We start from the raw sequence: 13,818 nt of genomic DNA, 5'->3' as shown, positions 1-13,818 counted from the left end.
ATTAATTTATATCTTTGTTACAATGAAATATTTAGCCTTCATATTATCAATTTATATTTTAGCCCTTAATTTAGCACCTTGCGAAGATTATACTGTGCTTGATAATGAGGTTCAAACAGAAGTTTCACAGGTAACCGACAGTGATCATCAACATCAAGGTTCAGACTTATGTTCTCCTTTTTGTATTTGTCAGTGTTGCCATATTAGTGCGATAGATTTCAAATTTGTAGATGTAAGTATTAATACATCCTACATTTCTACACAAGATTTTTTCTACCAAAATGGTACAGAAAAAGACTTTACTACTTCAATTTTACAGCCACCAAGGGCATAATTCAGTTTTTTTAAAGGATAACTATATCCTATTTCGAGCCTAAAAGGTTCTTTTTATTTCGTCTAATTCTAATATTGTTTTGAATTAAGTCGAAAAGTATAACTGAATTAATACATTTTCTATGATTAATAAAATCATTGATTTTTCAATCAATAACAAATTTATAATTGGTTTGCTTACGCTTACCATTATTGGAGCAGGTATTTGGAGTATGACCCAAGTACCAATAGATGCAGTTCCAGATATTACAAACAACCAAGTACAAGTTATTACACAAGCACCAAATTTAGGAACAGAGGATATTGAGCAAATTATAACCTATCCAATAGAGATAGCAATGAGTAATCTACCCAATGTTCAGGAAATTCGTTCAATTTCTCGTTTTGGTTTATCTGTGGTTACTATAGTTTTTGATGATGATATGGGAACATATTTACCTCGTCAATTAGTTGCTGAAAAATTGAACGATATAAAAGCACAAATTCCTGCTGGTTTTGGTGAACCTTCAATGGGTCCTATTTCATCTGGTTTAGGAGAAATATATCAATACACATTAAAAGTAAAACCAGAATATAAAGATAAATATTCGATTACTGATTTACGTACGATGCAAGATTGGATTGTACAACGTCAAATGGCAATGGTTGCAGGTGTTGTAGAGGTAAATGCAATTGGTGGTAAAATAAAGCAATATGAAGTTGCTGTTGACCCTAACGAATTGCGAGCAATAGGAATAACTATTACAGATATATTTGAAGCACTGGAAAATAATAACCAAAATACTGGTGGTGCATATATTGAAAAAAATCATCAAGCTAATTTTATTCGTGGTGAAGGTTTGGTTCGAACTTTAGACGATATAAAAAAAATAACAATAAAAAACTCAAATGGTATTCCTATTACAATTGGCGACATTGCCAAAGTACAATTTGGTGCTGCCATTCGTTATGGTGCATTAACACAAGATGGCGAAGGAGAAGTTGTAGGTGGTTTGGTAATGATGCTTAAAGGAGCTAATTCAAATGATGTAATAGAAAATGTAAAAGTTAGAATGGCTCAAATTGTAAAATCTTTGCCAGAAGGTGTGATAATTGAACCTTTATTAGACCGAAGTAAGCTAATAGCTGAAACAACATCTACAATTGCAACAAACCTTATTGAAGGTGCATTGATAGTGATTTTTGTCCTTATTTTCTTATTAGGAAACTGGCGAGGTGGTTTAATAGTAGCTTCCACTATTCCATTATCATTATTATTTGCTTTTATATTAATGAATGCATTTAATGTTTGGGCAAATCTAATGAGTTTAGGTGCAATTGATTTCGGTATTATTGTAGATGGCGCAGTAATTATTGTAGAAAGCACCGTTTTTCTCATTGCATCAAAAGTATTAAAGAAAAGGAAATTAACATCCAAAGAACGTGATGGTGTTGCAAGTGATGCTTCAAAAAAAATGATGAATGCTGCCTTTTTTGGTCAGCTAATTATTCTAATCGTATTTCTGCCAATATTGGCATTAGAGGGTATTGAAGGGAAAATGTTTAAACCTATGGCATTGACTTTCATTTTTGCAATGATTGGTGCAATGGTGCTGTGTTTGACTTACGTACCAATGATGTCTGCATTAATTTTAAGAGCTCCAAAATCAGAAAAAAAATCTTATGGAGATAAATTTGTGCATTGGGTAGAACGTAAATACCAACCTTTATTAGAAAAAGCATTAAAAAAAGGAAAGCTAATAATTGGTGTTTCTGTTATTTTATTTGGTATTACAGTTTTTATGTTTACAAGAATGGGTGGCGAGTTCATACCTCAACTTGATGAAGGCGATATTGCTTTTCACGCTATTTTAAAACCTGGTAGTTCATTAACTGAAACTATTGAAACAACAACAAAGATTGAGAAAATTGTTAAAGCAAAGTTTCCTGAAGTTGAGAAAATTGTAAGTCGAATTGGTGTTGCAGAAATACCAACAGATCCTATGCCTATGGATATTGCAGATATTTTTGTGATTTTAAAACCCAAAAGTGAATGGACTTCAGTTAATTCTAAAAACGAACTCATTGAGCAAATGAAAGAAGCTGTTGAAATAATTCCTGGAGTTAATTACGAATTTACCCAACCAATTGAAATGCGTTTTAATGAATTATTGGAAGGTGTTAGAGAAGATATAGCTATAAAGATTTATGGTGAAGATATAAATGTATTATCTCAAAAAGCAGAAGAAATATCTAAAATTATTGCTGGTACAGAAGGTATTGGAGATATGAAAGCCGAAGCTACAACTGGTTTACCACAAATTACAATAACGTATAATAGAAATAAATTAGCTCAATATGGCCTTCAAATAAATAAAATGAATCAGTTAGTTCAGTCTGCTTTTGCTGGTGGTAAAGCAGGGATAATTTTTGAAGGAGAAAAACGATTTGATTTAGTTGTAAGATTAAATTCTCAAAACCGAAAGAATATTTCAGATGTTCAAAATTTATATATCAATTTACCTTCTGGTAATCAAATCCCACTTCGTGAAATTGCAGACGTAAGCTACAAAGCTGGTCCAATGCAAATAAGTAGAGATAATACGAATAGAAGAACTTATGTTGGTATCAACGTTAGAGGAAGGGATGTAAAATCCCTGGTAATGGAAATAAAATCAAAGTTAGATGCGGAATTAGAATTACCTACAGGTTATTTTATTCGCTATGGTGGCGCTTTTGAAAATTTAGAACGTGCCAGTAATCGTTTACTAACAGTTGTGCCAATTGCGTTATTACTAATTTTTGTACTCATCTATTTTGCTCTAAAATCGTTACCACAAACCTTAATGATTTACATAGCTATTCCAATGGCAACTATTGGTGGTGTATTTGCATTATGGTTAAGAGATATGCCTTTTAGTATTTCTGCAGGTGTTGGCTTTATCGTTTTATTTGGTGTTGCAGTTTTAAACGGATTAGTAATGATTAGCGGTTTAAATGAACTAAAAGAAGAAGGTGTAACTAATTTAAAAGATAGAATTATAGAAGGTACAAAACGAAGAATTAGACCTATTATGTTAACTGCTTTTACAGATGTTTTAGGCTTTTTACCTATGGCAATTTCAGCTTCAGCTGGTGCAGAAGTACAAAGACCTTTAGCAACGGTTGTAATTGGTGGTTTACTTACTTCTACATTATTAACATTATTCGTTTTACCAATATTATATCATTGGGTAGAAAACAAATCATTCAACTTGAGAGCAAATAAAAAAATAATTACAGTTACAGCTATGGTCGCTTTTGTGTTTTTCTTACCAATAACAGGTAATGCACAAGAAGTTTATGTTACGTTGCCCGTTATTTCAATGAATGAAGCAGTCAATTTATCAAAAGAAAATTATCCATTATTAAAACAAAAGCAATTAGAAATCAACAAACAAAAGCAGTTAAAAAGTACAGTTTTTGATTTTGGTACAACTCAAATTTTCACAGGTGGAGAAGAGATCAATAATGGTAATGGTATTTACACTACTTTAGGAATTGGTCAAAGTAACATTAATGTTTTTGGTATTTCTGCAAAAAAGCGATTGCAAGAGCAACATATTCAATTAGCTCAAAAAGCGTTTCAACTTTCAGAATTAGATTTAGAGTTAGAAGTAAAAAAGGCGTGGGCAAATGTTTTTCAGAGTAAAAGGAAATACAATTTATACAAAGAATTAGATTCCATTTATACCAACTTTGAAAAAGCTGTAGCTTTAAGTTATAAAGTAGAAGCAATTTCAAGGTTAGAATATTCAGCAGCTAAAAATCAAGCCTTACAAATTCAAAATAAATTTATGCAGTCAAAAAGTGAATATGATATTGCATTGCAACAATTAAATCTATGGCTGGTTTCTGATACATTCTATACAGTTACTAATGATTTTGAAATCACTAATAAAATTAATGTTGCATCTTTTAATCCAGAGAAACATCCATTATTTGAAATAGCAAAATTAAAGGTAACAGAAGCAGAAGCAAAATATAAGACTGCTAAAGCAGATAATTTACCGAAGTTAAATCTTCAGGGTGGTTTTCAAAACTTAAATGGTAATTCAGGTTTTTATACCTATCAAGCAGGTATTTCAATTCCTTTTTTATCCGGAACAAGTAGAGCAAAAGTTAAAACTGCAAAAATAGATAAGGAAATTGCAGACACCAATATTCAGTTTAAAAAACAAGAAGTACAATCAAGGTTTATACAATCTAAAGAGAATTATCAAAAATGGAAAACGTCTTGGTTTTTTTATAAAAATAAAGTTTTACCACTTGTAAAAGAACAAAAAGTAGGCGCTTTATTTGCTTACAAAGAAGGTGAAATAGATTATACAGCTTTTACACAATTAATAAAAGAGGCAATTCAATCTGAATTAGAAGCTCAAGAAGCATTAATAAATTATTTAGAAAGTACATTTCAACTACAATATTTTAATCAATAAGAAAATGAAAAAAAAATCATATAATATTCTAACAATTGTTTTACTGGGCATTATGTTAACAGCTTGTGTTAATAGTGATAAGAAAATAGCAAATAGCACAAATTCAAATAATAAAGAATTAGAGAGTAATCATAAAGAGTCCAAAGAAGTTATACTTACACAAAAACAGTTTGAAGCTTTACAGATGAAAATAGACACCATTGCATTACGTAATATGAGTGGTTATGTTGAAGCAAATGGCAGATTAGAAGTGCCACCTCAAAACGAAGCAACAATTACCCCTGTAATTGGTGCAAACGTAGTATCCATAAATGTAATTGAAGGCGATAAAGTTAAAAAAGGTCAAGTAGTAGCATATTTATCTCATCCAAATATTATAAAAATGCAAACTGATTATTTGAATGCTTTTAGCAACAGTAATTTTTTGAAGAAAAACTACGAACGTCAAAAAAAATTATATGATGCAGGCGTTGGTTCTGGTGCAAATTTTCAAAAAGCTGAAGCAGAATATGATGCTTCTAAAGCGATGGTAAACGGATTGGAAGCTCAATTGAAATTGTTAAATGTAAATACGTCATCAGTTCGTAATGGAACAATTACTCAAAACATATCGTTAAGAAGCCCAATAGAAGGTTTTGTGCAAAAAGTTGAAGTTAAAACTGGGCAGTATGTAGAGCCACAAACAGAGCTTTTTGAAATTGTAAATACACATCACGTTCACGCAGATTTAATGGTATTTGAAAAAGATGTTTACAAGGTTAAAAAAGGGCAAAAAGTGATATTCAACTTACAATCTAATTCAGACGAAGAACTATCAGCAGAAATTTATTCGGTAAGTAAAACGTTTGAAGATAATCCGAAAGCACTTCACGTTCACGCAGAAATTGAAAACAAAAAAGGAAATTTAATTCCAGGAATGTACATAAAAGGGAAAATTCAAGTCAACAATAAAGTAACAAAGGCATTACCAGAAAGTGCAATCATAAAAGATGGTGATAGATTCTTTGTTTTTTCTGTAAAAAAAGAAAACAATGATTGGAGTTTTTCACCTATTGAGGTCATTTTAGGTACAAAAGACAATAATTGGATTGAAGTTAAATTTATTAATCAAACAGAAAAAAATATTAAAATCGCCTATAATAATGCATATTATTTAATGGCTGAAATGAAAAAAGGAGAAACAGAACACGAACATTAATTATGAAAACAATTGAACAACTTTTAGAATCAAAAAATATTCGTGTTACTGCGATGCGTTTACTTATTTATAAGTTTCTTGCAAAAAAAGAAGTGGCTGTAACATTAAGCGATATAGAAAATGCTTTTGAAAAAGCAGATAGAACCACATTGTACAGGACAGTAAAAACATTTGAAGAAAAAGCAATAGTACATCAAATAGATGATGGTACAGGTATTACAAAATATGCATTATGTGAAAAAGGATGTAATTGCGAAATTGAAACAGATTTGCATTTACATTTTCACTGTAATAACTGTAATGAAACAATTTGCTTAACAGACCATAAAATACCACAAATAAAAGTACCTGATGGTTTTGTCTCCGAGAATGTAAACTTAGTTGTAAAAGGAATTTGCGATAAATGTAGCGTGTAATAAATGCACTTCCATTGCATTGGTTTTTATAGCAATTTTGTATCAATAAAATTAATCTAAAAATCAATGCTTTTATTCATTTTCTTTATAGTTTATTTTCTCTTTGTATTTGTCATAAGGTCATTCTTATTAAAAATAAAGACAGGTGTAAATCCATTAACATTTAATAAAACAGATGATGCACACGGTTATAATGGTAAAGTATTCACTGTAATTTCTTTTTTAGAACTCGTTATTGTTGGTATTTACGCCTTTAAAATTGAATGGTCTAAATATTTACTTCCCTTTTGGTATTTAGAAAATGAAATATTATTCAAAATTGGATGGGGATTTTTAATTATTTCTTTAATCGTAGTTTGGTTTGCTCAATCTCAAATGGCTAATTCTTGGAGAATTGGCATTGATAAAAAGAATAAAACAAAACTTGTAACTAAAGGATTATTTTCAATATCAAGAAATCCAATTTTTCTTGGAATTATGTTAGCAAATATTGGATTGTTTTTGATTATTCCAAATGCATTTACATTATTAATAATCTCACTATCTACAATAAGCATCAATACACAAATAAGATTAGAGGAAGATTTTTTAAAACTAGAGTTTGGTAATGATTATTTAAAATATTCAAAAAAAGTGAGAAGATGGATTTGATCATTTTGCTTTTAGAAAAATTACACTAAAAAATGAAAAAAAAGAAAGTTAATTTAAGTGATTTAAAACCAGGTTCAGAAAAGCAACACAATCACAAAGATCATCATAATCACGAACACTCAAATAGTAGTTCTTTAAAAACCTACATACCTGCAATAGCAAGTTTTATAATGCTTATCATTGGTATAGGTTTAGACTATTTTGATGTTGCTTTTTTTAAAGACTGGATTCGAATAATTTGGTACAGTGTAGCTTATTTACCTGTAGGACTTCCGGTTGTAAAAGAGGGTTGGAATAGTATTAAAAAAGGAGATGTATTCACAGAGTTTTTTTTAATGTCCATTGCTACAATTGGTGCATTTATAATTGGGGAATATCCTGAAGGTGTTGCTGTAATGTTATTCTATGCTATTGGTGAACTATTCCAAAGTGCTGCAGTAAGTAGAGCAAAAGGCAATATAAAAGCGCTACTTGATGTTCGTCCAAATGAAGCTTTGGTATATCGAAATAATGATTATAAATCGGTAAATCCTGAAACTGTAGAAATTGGAGAAAAAGTAAAAGTTCGTGTTGGTGAGAAAATTCCTTTAGATGGTATTTTATTATCCGAAAAAGGTTCTTTTAATACTGCTGCATTAACTGGGGAAAGCAAACCTGATACGATTACAAAAGGAGAAAAGGTATTTGCAGGTAGCATTAATTTGGATGGTGTTATCGAAATTAAAACTACCAAAGAATTTAAAGACAGTTCTATTGCCAGAATTCTTGATATGGTTCAAAATGCAACAGCTCGTAAGTCTAAAACCGAATTGTTTATTAGAAAATTTGCGAGAGTATATACACCAATTGTTGTGTTTTTAGCAATAACTGTTACGTTTCTACCTTATTTTTTTGTAGATGATTATGTGTTTAGAGATTGGCTATATCGTGCATTAATATTTTTAGTAATATCCTGTCCTTGTGCTTTGGTAATTTCTATTCCTTTAGGATATTTTGGTGGTTTAGGTGCAGCTTCAAAAAATGGTATTTTATTTAAAGGTGCTTCTTTTTTAGACGCAATGACCAAGATTAATATTTTGGTAATGGATAAAACTGGAACCGTAACAAAAGGAGTTTTTAAAATTAAAGATATTAAAGCCATTAACTGGGAGGAAAAGGAATTTATGAAATACTTAATGGCTATGGAGGAACAATCTACACATCCTATAGCAAAAGCTATTTTAGAGTATAAAGCAGATGGTAAAGATTTTCAAGCTTCAGAAGTATCCGAAATTGCAGGTAAAGGATTAAAAGGAAACGTAAATGGCAAACCTGTTTTAGTTGGTAATAAAACCTTAATGGCAGCAAATAATATCGAAGTTTCCAAAGAAATTGACACTATTGTAGAATCTATAGTTTTAGTGGCTATTGATAACGCTTTTGCAGGCTATGTTGTTATTGCAGATGAATTGAAAGAAGATGCAAAAGAAACAATTACAGCGTTACATAAAGTAGGTATTAAAAAAATAATGATGCTTTCTGGTGATAAAGATTCTATTACTCAAAAAGTAGCATCAGAATTAAATATTGAAGAAGCCAAAGGCGGTTTATTACCTGAAGATAAATTAAATGAAGTAGAAAAGTTAAAACAAAATTCAGAAAATAAGATTGCTTTTATTGGTGATGGTATTAATGATGCACCTGTTTTAGCAGCAAGTGATGTTGGTATTGCTATGGGTGGTTTAGGTAGCGATGTTGCCATTGAAACAGCTGATGTTATTATTCAAACAGATCAGCCATCAAAAGTAGTAAAAGCGATTCAAATTGGTCGCTCAACAAGAAAGATTGTATGGCAAAATATTGGATTAGCATTTGGTGTAAAAGTGATTGTGCTAATTTTAGGAGCAGGTGGTTTGGCTACAATGTGGGAAGCTGTTTTTGCTGATGTGGGTGTTGCTTTGTTGGCTATTCTAAATGCTGTTAGATTACAGAAAATGAAATGGAGAGTGAATTAAAAATAACTAAATAAGATAAATATTAATGAAATATAAATATGTGAAATAAATAAAGTTATAACTAAAGTCATATTAATTAAGATATTGGTATGATTTTTTACAGATGAACAAAATTGAAAAAGATTGAAAAAATTGTTAAAGAATTAGACTATAATTTAGATTTTTTAGAGAAAGAAACAGAAGGCGTATTAGAAAAAGCAGAAGAAAGTATTAGAGTAACAAAAAGAGCATTAAAACAAATAAAAATACTTTTTTTAAGGAAAAAATTAATTCCAAAAAATGAAGAAATACTTTTTTTCAAAAATATGAAGCCTTATGTTTTTAGTAAATTAATATATTATGTCAAATTATTCAGTATAGAAAGTAAAAGACCTAGAAGTAGTAATAAATCTCAAGTAAAATACTTCAATAATCACATAGATAGGCTTCAAAACTATTTTAATGATAACCTAGAATTTTATCATTATTTCAGAAGAGGTGCTATTTTTTTAGATGAAGAATATTTTATCAGAGGTAAAGCGGATATAAGGCTATTTCCAGATTCATTATCGTTTTTTACGGACGATAAATTTTCTACAAGTCACGATACAACAGTGGCTACTATTATGGCATACGATATGTTAATTATCTATCTAAAAAGAGAAATAGATAAACTTGAAAACAATAATAGTATGGAAACTAATATCAATGCGTTTAAAAAACAGTCAAAACTTTTTTGGACAGGCAATAAAACCGATTTAATAGAATTAATTTACGCGCTTCATAGTTCTGGTGCTGTAAATAGCGGAACAGCAGATATTAAAGAAATGGCATCAGCTTGCGAACAAATGTTTAACATTGACCTTGGTGATTATTACAGAACATTTTTAGAAATACGTTCACGTAAAATGAATCAGACTAAATTCATAGATAAACTAAAAAATTCTCTAGAAAATAAGATGTTAGATTCAGATGAATAAACACCCAAGTTGGGTGTTTCTAAGTGCAAATTATTTTTCATATAATTTGCACTTTTTTGTTGCTCTTATAAATAATCACAACAACAATTAAAAGGAATATAACCTATTAAAAATGAGTACATAAAATCACCCAAGTTGGGTTTTACTTGTGTATAAACTTCAATAAATCATATCATATTTGCCAAACGAAAGTCAAATCGTAGGTTCACGAACACATATGTATAGTAACAGAAAACTCGTGAACTAAATTAACCCAAAGAAGCTGTTTGAATGTGGGGGCATTCAACAGCTTCTTTACAAAAATTGTTAGAAAATGGCAGCAACTATTATTACTACAGAAGATTTACAAGAATTCAAACACGAATTATTAGAAAACATCAAAGCAATGATTAACCATCAATCAGGTTTTGCACCTAAAAAATGGTTAAAATCTCCAGAGGTCAGAGATTTATTAAGCATTTCTCCAGGAACATTACAAAACTTAAGAATTAATGGCACACTCCCCTACTCTAAAGTTGGAGGTGTAATCTATTACGATTATGAAGAAATTCAAAAAGTATTAGAAGAAAACCGAATCCATAACAAGTTTTAATTGTCACTTCGAGTGGTTTTAATGTCCTATTGCGCATAGCGGAATGCGTCAGTAAAATTGTATCGAGAAGTTTAAGCTATGCAAAAAGTAAATTACATAAAACAACTGAAAATATTTGAAATACAGTTAAAATACAATGTATTAAGATTTATGGAAATGCTTTTATGCTAGTAAACATCTCATTTGTCATAGCATCTGGCAGGCGAGTGTCAATCATTTGAAAAAAGTGTAAAAAGAAAAGCTGTTTGACACTGACTAAAAGGAAGTGGAGTTCTTTTCTTTTAGCTATTGAAAATTGATTTGACCGCCGAAGATGCAAGACTAGATTTTTTTGTTACTTTTTTGATCAATGCAAAAAAGTAAGAAGTAAAAAAACAGAAAATAGTAGAAATGCAAAACGTAAACTACATAAAACACTTAAAAGGTGTATTCATTCAATTCTCTAAAGACAATCGTTTAAATCCAACACATATAAGTTTATATATGGCATTATTCCAATTATGGAATATCAACCGTTTTGAGGAGGTCTTTTTTATCAATCGAGAAGAGGTAATGCGTTTTTCTAAAATAGGTTCAAAATCTACCTATCACAAGTGTATTAAAGAATTAAGTCATTGGAAATATATAATTTATTATCCATCACATAACCCTTATAAAGGAAGTAAAATTAAGATGTTCAAATTCGAGACAAGTACTGGACAAGCTCTGGTACACAACAATACCAATATCGAGACAAGCAGTGGACAAGCACTGGTATCTATTAATAAACATATACAAACTAATAGAAACAATAAAAACATTAATAAACTTGACCAGCCCAAAAATGAAAAAATAGTTATTGATTTTTTCAAAAAAGAAAAATGGCCAATAATTGAAGCACAAAAATTCTTCAACCATTACCAGGGCATTGGCTGGAAAGTTGGTGGTAAAACAAAAATTGTCAATTGGCAAGCAACAGCTAAAAACTGGATGATAAAAGCTGAAGAAATAAAAAATAAAGAAACGCAAAAATCAGTTAGCCAAAATCAAGACAACCTAAAGACCAGTAAAAATAAAAATTACAACGAACCTTTATGATTAAAATACAACCACATATCATTCAAGAAGGAAGTGTCCAATTCCAATTAGGAGAACTAAAAGGGAATCAAATAATCTACGATTTTCCAAAAATGCTAATCTATTTAGAAGCAAAAGGCAAACTACTATTTGGTAAAAACTTTAAAATTTATTCAGAAGATGAAGCAATTCTCTATAAACTATGTATTTATTTTATTCGTGATATTGAAACTTGCAAAAAATTACAAATAGATCCCAACAAAGGTATTTTATTATCAGGTCCAGTAGGATGTGGTAAAACTAGTTTAATGAAACTATTGCCTTTTATAATACCTCATCAAAACAAACATATAGTAGTTCCTGCAAGAAATATTACGTTTAGTTTTAATAAAAGTGGTTTCAAAATTATTGAAGAGTATGGAAATAATGGCTTTTATTGCTTTGATGATTTAGGAGTAGAAACTTCAGGTCGTCATTTTGGTAAAGATTGCAATGTAATGGGAGAAATCCTTTTATCTCGTTACGATTTATTCTTAAAACGTAAAATTAGAACACACACCACTACAAACTTAAACGCACAAGAATTAGAGAGTAGATATGGGATTCGTGTACGTTCCAGAATGCGTGAATTATTTAATTTGATTGCTTTTGATAAAGAAAGTTCAGATAAACGAAAATAAAGGCAACACCGACTCAACATCGATAAAAGTGTAATACAAAGACTAAAAACCAAACAATTTTAATAGATTTGTGAATAGCAATAATTTTATGTTAAGTATCAACGAAATAAAATCACTTATAAATTCAGGAGAAGGCTTTAACCTTGAATTTAAAGTAAGAATTCCAAATAAAATAAAAGAGGTTACAGAAGAAATTTGTGCTTTTGCAAATGCATCTGGTGGTACTCTTATTTTGGGTGTTGATGATGCTAATAATGTTCAAGGAGTTACGTTTAACAATGCAAAACGTTCCGCTTTGCAGAATTCAATAAATGAAATTACACCTACATTACATTGCAATATTTATACGACAACTATTGATGAAAAAGAAATTGTAATAATTGAAGTTCCTTCAGGTGTAAATAAACCTTATGTCCTTTCTGGAGCAATTTATGTTCGTCAAGGTCCTAATTCTCAAAAATTAACTACGGTAGAAGAAATGAGAGATTTCTTTCAGCAAGCTGATAAGATTTATTACGATGAAGCGCCTTGTAAAACCATTGATATTACTAAAGATATTCCTAATACTAATATCGATCAATTTAGAGAATTAGCAGGTTTAGGTACTACAGTTTCAAACGAACAAGTATTCAATAATTTAAAATTAATAACCAAAGAAGGCTTCCTTAAAAATGGTGCTACTTTATTCTTTGCAGAAAATCCAGAACAGTTTTTTGAAAAAGCAATAATTAGGTGTATTGTTTTTGATGGTATTGATAAAAGATATATTACTGATGATAAAATAATGTCAGGTACTTTATATCAGCAATTTCTTCAAACAATGACTTGGTTAAAAACAAAACTAAATGTGCGTTATGACATTGAAGGAAATGGTTCACAACCTCGAAAAGAAATTTGGGAAATTCCTGAAACAGTTTTTAAAGAAGCTATTATTAATGCTTTAGCACATAGAGATTATTATGATAAAGGAGCTCGTATTTCTGTGGAAGTTTTTAATGATAGAATTGAAGTTTCTAATCCTGGTGGTTTAGTAAGTGGCATTCCTAAAAATGAATTTGGAAAAAGAAGTTTAAGCAGAAATCCTTTAATATTTGGTCTTTTTGAAAGAATAAGAATGGTAGAACAAGTAGGTTCTGGTATTAGTAGAATGAGAGATTTAATGTTAGAAAATAATTTAACTCCACCTGAATTCAATACGGAAGGTATATTTACTGTAACATTTAGAAGACCTTTCGATTTTGATAAGTGGGTAGATAAGTGGGTAGATAATCTAACAGATAATAGAGTTAATATTATCAAAGCAATTCATATAAATAATAAAGTTTCTAAAAGAGAATTGGAAGAAATAGTGGGCATAAGTGCTACTGCTATTGATAATAATTTAGAGTTCCTAAAAGATATAGCACTTATAGTAAGAGTTGGTAGCGCAAAAGGTGGTCATTGGAAAATAAACTACATACTTCCGTAAGTGGGTAGAAAGGT

The 13,818-nt window shown here is 30.0% G+C and carries 11 protein-coding genes; all 11 read left to right on the top strand.

Annotated features, from left to right (window positions below):
- Nucleotides 1–22: 22 nt before the first annotated feature.
- The 11 genes from KO506_RS15795 (at nt 23) to KO506_RS15745 (ending at nt 13,804) form a co-directional block, all read left to right on the top strand.
- Nucleotides 23–334, top strand: a complete 312-nt coding sequence (locus KO506_RS15795; protein WP_077808650.1) for a DUF6660 family protein — start codon at nt 23–25, stop codon at nt 332–334.
- A 121-nt stretch (nt 335–455) separates the two neighbouring features.
- Entirely contained in the window at nt 456–4,790 is a 4,335-nt protein-coding gene (locus KO506_RS15790) for a CusA/CzcA family heavy metal efflux RND transporter (RefSeq protein ID WP_215995891.1), read from the top strand.
- 4 nt (nt 4,791–4,794) lie between these two features.
- Complete coding sequence (locus KO506_RS15785; protein ID WP_215995890.1) at nt 4,795–5,988, top strand: efflux RND transporter periplasmic adaptor subunit; 1,194 nt, start codon at nt 4,795–4,797, stop codon at nt 5,986–5,988.
- A 2-nt stretch (nt 5,989–5,990) separates the two neighbouring features.
- The gene (locus tag KO506_RS15780; RefSeq protein WP_215995889.1) at nt 5,991–6,404 is read left to right on the top strand and encodes a Fur family transcriptional regulator; all 414 of its coding nucleotides are present in this window, start codon (nt 5,991–5,993) and stop codon (nt 6,402–6,404) included.
- A gap of 66 nt (nt 6,405–6,470) precedes the next feature.
- Nucleotides 6,471–7,055 carry a methyltransferase family protein gene (locus KO506_RS15775; protein ID WP_215995888.1) on the top strand — a complete coding sequence of 195 codons (585 nt, stop codon included), beginning with the start codon at nt 6,471–6,473 and terminating at the stop codon, nt 7,053–7,055.
- A gap of 32 nt (nt 7,056–7,087) precedes the next feature.
- Nucleotides 7,088–9,049, top strand: coding sequence for a heavy metal translocating P-type ATPase (locus tag KO506_RS15770; protein ID WP_215995887.1), 1,962 nt, complete (start codon nt 7,088–7,090; stop codon nt 9,047–9,049).
- Nucleotides 9,050–9,162: 113 nt separating this feature from the next.
- The gene (locus tag KO506_RS15765; RefSeq protein ID WP_215995886.1) at nt 9,163–10,008 is read left to right on the top strand and encodes an RteC domain-containing protein; all 846 of its coding nucleotides are present in this window, start codon (nt 9,163–9,165) and stop codon (nt 10,006–10,008) included.
- Between the two features lie 313 nt (nt 10,009–10,321).
- Nucleotides 10,322–10,600: a helix-turn-helix domain-containing protein gene (locus tag KO506_RS15760; protein WP_077811306.1), complete on the top strand. Its 279-nt coding sequence runs from the start codon at nt 10,322–10,324 to the stop codon at nt 10,598–10,600.
- Between the two features lie 390 nt (nt 10,601–10,990).
- The gene (locus KO506_RS15755) at nt 10,991–11,677 is read left to right on the top strand and encodes a hypothetical protein (RefSeq protein ID WP_215995885.1); all 687 of its coding nucleotides are present in this window, start codon (nt 10,991–10,993) and stop codon (nt 11,675–11,677) included.
- Complete coding sequence (locus KO506_RS15750) at nt 11,674–12,336, top strand: ATPase (protein ID WP_215995884.1); 663 nt, start codon at nt 11,674–11,676, stop codon at nt 12,334–12,336. Before KO506_RS15755 ends, KO506_RS15750 begins: the two co-directional genes overlap by 4 nt.
- 88 nt (nt 12,337–12,424) lie before the next feature.
- The gene (locus KO506_RS15745; RefSeq protein ID WP_215995883.1) at nt 12,425–13,804 is read left to right on the top strand and encodes an RNA-binding domain-containing protein; all 1,380 of its coding nucleotides are present in this window, start codon (nt 12,425–12,427) and stop codon (nt 13,802–13,804) included.
- The last annotated feature ends 14 nt before the right edge of the window (nt 13,805–13,818 follow it).

The sequence above is a fragment of the Polaribacter vadi genome (assembly GCF_018861005.1).
Taxonomy (GTDB): Bacteria; Bacteroidota; Bacteroidia; order Flavobacteriales; family Flavobacteriaceae; genus Polaribacter; species Polaribacter vadi_A.
This window is presented reverse-complemented; position numbering and strand designations above follow the sequence as displayed.

Bases quoted from the DNA above. Each gene is read 5' to 3' on its own strand.
- KO506_RS15795 (WP_077808650.1), top strand. From the start codon at position 23: ATGAAATATTTAGCCTTCATATTATCAATTTATATTTTAGCCCTTAAT.
- KO506_RS15790 (WP_215995891.1), top strand. From the start codon at position 456: ATGATTAATAAAATCATTGATTTTTCAATCAATAACAAATTTATAATT.
- KO506_RS15785 (WP_215995890.1), top strand. From the start codon at position 4,795: ATGAAAAAAAAATCATATAATATTCTAACAATTGTTTTACTGGGCATT.
- KO506_RS15780 (WP_215995889.1), top strand. From the start codon at position 5,991: ATGAAAACAATTGAACAACTTTTAGAATCAAAAAATATTCGTGTTACT.
- KO506_RS15775 (WP_215995888.1), top strand. From the start codon at position 6,471: ATGCTTTTATTCATTTTCTTTATAGTTTATTTTCTCTTTGTATTTGTC.
- KO506_RS15770 (WP_215995887.1), top strand. From the start codon at position 7,088: ATGAAAAAAAAGAAAGTTAATTTAAGTGATTTAAAACCAGGTTCAGAA.
- KO506_RS15760 (WP_077811306.1), top strand. From the start codon at position 10,322: ATGGCAGCAACTATTATTACTACAGAAGATTTACAAGAATTCAAACAC.
- KO506_RS15755 (WP_215995885.1), top strand. From the start codon at position 10,991: ATGCAAAACGTAAACTACATAAAACACTTAAAAGGTGTATTCATTCAA.
- KO506_RS15750 (WP_215995884.1), top strand. From the start codon at position 11,674: ATGATTAAAATACAACCACATATCATTCAAGAAGGAAGTGTCCAATTC.
- KO506_RS15745 (WP_215995883.1), top strand. From the start codon at position 12,425: ATGTTAAGTATCAACGAAATAAAATCACTTATAAATTCAGGAGAAGGC.